Source organism: uncultured Maritalea sp., from assembly GCF_937139385.1.
GTDB classification, from domain to species: domain Bacteria; phylum Pseudomonadota; class Alphaproteobacteria; order Rhizobiales; family Devosiaceae; genus Maritalea; species Maritalea porphyrae_A.
Genome location: NZ_CAKZPW010000316.1, coordinates 1 through 3088, shown reverse-complemented (window position 1 = coordinate 3088; position 3088 = coordinate 1). Strand labels below are relative to the sequence as shown.

At 50.0% G+C, this 3088-nt stretch carries 5 protein-coding genes; all 5 read left to right on the top strand.

Going from position 1 to position 3088, the window contains the following annotated elements:
• On the top strand, positions 1–641 hold a 641-nt coding region (locus Q0231_RS13020), incomplete at its 5' end, for a carbohydrate ABC transporter permease (protein ID WP_299348007.1).
• Entirely contained in the window at positions 641–919 is a 279-nt protein-coding gene (locus Q0231_RS13015) for a DUF2160 domain-containing protein (protein WP_299348005.1), read from the top strand. The genes Q0231_RS13020 and Q0231_RS13015, both read left to right, overlap by 1 nt.
• 10 nt (positions 920–929) lie before the next feature.
• Positions 930–2426: a glycerol kinase GlpK gene (gene glpK, locus Q0231_RS13010; RefSeq protein WP_299348003.1), complete on the top strand. Its 1497-nt coding sequence runs from the start codon at positions 930–932 to the stop codon at positions 2424–2426.
• 88 nt (positions 2427–2514) lie between these two features.
• Positions 2515–2910, top strand: a complete 396-nt coding sequence (locus tag Q0231_RS13005; RefSeq protein WP_269393662.1) for a BlaI/MecI/CopY family transcriptional regulator — start codon at positions 2515–2517, stop codon at positions 2908–2910.
• Positions 2903–3088: hypothetical protein (locus tag Q0231_RS13000; RefSeq protein ID WP_299348001.1), on the top strand; the 186-nt coding region annotated here is incomplete at its 3' end. The genes Q0231_RS13005 and Q0231_RS13000, both read left to right, overlap by 8 nt.

Sequence of the window (3088 nt, the reverse complement as noted above, 5' to 3'; positions counted from 1 at the left end):
TTACCGATCCCAGCTGGTACTGGGGTTATATCAACTCGATCATCTATGTGTCGCTGAACACGGTCATTTCGGTTTGTGTGGCATTGCCCGCGGCCTATGCGTTTTCGCGCTATCGGTTTTTGGGTGATAAGCAATTGTTCTTCTGGTTGTTGACCAACCGGATGGCCCCGGCGGCGGTATTTGCCCTGCCATTCTTTCAACTCTATTCCTCTGTTGGATTGTTTGACACCCACTTAGCAGTGGCGCTTGCGCACTGTTTGTTCAACATCCCATTGGCGGTTTGGATTTTGGAAGGCTTTATGGGAGGAATCCCCAAAGAGTTGGATGAGACCGCTTATGTTGATGGATATTCGTTCCCACGGTTCTTCGTCACCATTTTCATTCCATCGATCAAAGCTGGCGTCGGGGTGGCTGCATTTTTCTGCTTCATGTTCTCCTGGGTTGAATTGCTTTTGGGCAAAACGCTAACCGCCGTTGCCGCAAAACCAATTGCTGCAACTATGACCAAAACCGCATCAAATGCGGGCTATGAACTTGGATTGTTGGCGGCCGCTGGTACGCTGACAATTATTCCAGGGGCCATCGTGATCTATTTCGTGCGTAACTATATCGCGAAGGGTTTCGCGATGGGGAGAGTATAATGCTGAGTTGGATGGCATGGACGTGGCCGACGGCGCTGGTGTTTGTTGGTATTTTTTCCGCAATGGGTGTTTTGACGGTTCTTGAAATCCGCAAGCCGGGTGGCGATGAACGTAAAGGCGCGCTAGGACTTGTGACGACGCGAGGCGATAGATTATTCCTTACGCTTTTGGGTAGCGCTTATATTTTTCTCGCTTGGTTGGGGATTTTTGGCACTCCCCTATGGATACCGTTGGGAATAGCGATATGCTGGGGCACATTTTGTTTTTGGAAAGCGTGAGCAAATCTAAATGACGGCGCACTATATTCTGGCGATTGATCAGGGCACAACATCAAGTCGGGCGATTGTTTTTGATGATCAACTTAACCCGCTAGCGACTGGGCAAGAGGAGTTTCCGCAAATATTCCCCCAGTCGGGTTGGGTGGAACATGACCCAGAAGAGATTTGGTCAACCACTGTTGCCATGTGCCATCTCGCCATAGAAAAACAAAACCTTTCGCCGCGAGATATCGCGGCGATTGGCGTTACCAATCAACGCGAAACCACCATCGTGTGGGATAAAAAAACCGGCAAGCCTGTTTACAATGCCATCGTTTGGCAAGACCGGCGAACGGCGGAATACTGTCAGTCATTGCGTGATGCGGGCCATGAAGAAATGGTGCGCCAAAAAACGGGTCTTTTGTTGGACCCATATTTTTCGGCCACAAAAGTGCATTGGATTTTGCAAAACGTTGAAGGTGCGCGCGAGCGGGCCGAAAACGGCGATCTGCTATTCGGAACCGTGGATAGCTACTTGATATGGCGTTTAACTGGTGGGACGGTACACGCCACGGACGCAACAAACGCAGCCCGCACCATGCTTTATAACATCATGGACGGGTGTTGGGATAAAGACCTCTTGGCACTTTTTGGCATTCCAGAAAGCATGATGCCTGAGGTTAAAGACTGCTCTGATGATTTTGGCGTTACGCGGGATGATCTTTTCGGGGGTGTCGGCATTCCCATTCGTGGGGTGGCGGGTGACCAGCAGGCGGCAACAGTTGGTCAGGCTTGTTTTAAACCGGGGATGGCAAAATCAACTTATGGTACGGGCTGTTTTGTTCTGCTCAACACGGGCGAAAAGCCTGTGTTGTCGAATAATCGGCTGCTCACCACCATCGCCTATCAATTGGATGGCAAGCCGACCTACGCGCTGGAAGGCTCGATTTTTATCGCTGGTGCTGTTGTGCAATGGCTTCGGGATGGTTTGAAAATGATCCGAAGTGCTGCAGAAACGGGTCCATTGGCAGAGGCGGCAGATCAAACCGAAAATGTTTATTTTGTGCCCGCATTCACCGGGCTTGGCGCTCCCTATTGGGACGCTGAATGCCGGGGTGCGATTTTTGGTCTTACCCGAAACACTGGCCCCGAAGAAATTGCAAAGGCGGCATTGGAAAGCGTTGGCTTTCAGACCCGCGATCTAATTGAAGCGATGAGCGAGGATTGGGGGGCGAAAGAGCAAACCGTGTTGCGGATTGATGGCGGCATGGCCAAAAGTGCCTATGCGATGCAAGCCCTGTCAAATCAATTGCAAGCACCGGTGGATCGGCCGGTTGTTACAGAAACAACGGCTTTAGGTGCTGCATATCTAGCGGGGCTAAGCGTTGGGCTTTGTGGCGCGCCCGAAGAGTTCGCTGAACAATGGTCGCTAGAGCATCAGTTTCAGCCGAATGTTGATAAAAAGCTGGCGGATGAGAAGTATGCTGGCTGGCAGTTGGCGGTTAAGCGTTTGCTTTTTAAAGGATAAACCCTGACTAAACACATGTTGCTTGCCAAGGGGCGCGCATATGTACTAAGTTTTTAGATGATAAATTTGTAACAATGAAAAGTGAACGATGGCCCGCAAGCACGACCCAGATTTTTTGACCAGTGTTGAACTTGAATTCATGAATGGCCTTTGGGCTGTTGGATCAGGAACCGTGCGGGAAATTATGGCCAATATGGATGCGGAAGTTGACCGTGCCTACACGTCTGGTGCCACAGTAATGCGGATCTTGGAACAAAAGGGATTTGTTGCCAGCGACAAGAAAGATCGCGCGCTGGTTTATACGCCTGTGCTTTCAAAAAATGAATATCAGGGTCGCTCTATTCGCCAGATGTCAAAATCGCTTTTTGATGGTGCGCCGGGTGCATTGGTTGCGCGGTTGGTTGACGATGAAATGCTCACCGATGAGATGATTGAGCAGATCCGTTCTTTGCTGGATGACAAGCAAGAGAAGAGCAATGGTTAGTGCGTTGGTAAACTATTATATCGATGTAAACATTGCGCTATTGGCGACCTTTGGCGTTTGGATCACGGTGCGATTTGGGCTATCGCGCATTGGTTATCGGTTTTCTTTTCAATCAGAACAAAACCTAATTATTGCCTTTATCGGGTTAGCTGTATTGGCCCCAGTTCTCGCCCGCGTT

Excerpts from the sequence above, each read along its gene's own strand:
- Q0231_RS13015 (WP_299348005.1), top strand. The coding sequence starts at position 641 with ATGCTGAGTTGGATGGCATGGACGTGGCCGACGGCGCTGGTGTTTGTT.
- glpK (WP_299348003.1), top strand. The coding sequence starts at position 930 with ATGACGGCGCACTATATTCTGGCGATTGATCAGGGCACAACATCAAGT.
- Q0231_RS13005 (WP_269393662.1), top strand. The coding sequence starts at position 2,515 with ATGGCCCGCAAGCACGACCCAGATTTTTTGACCAGTGTTGAACTTGAA.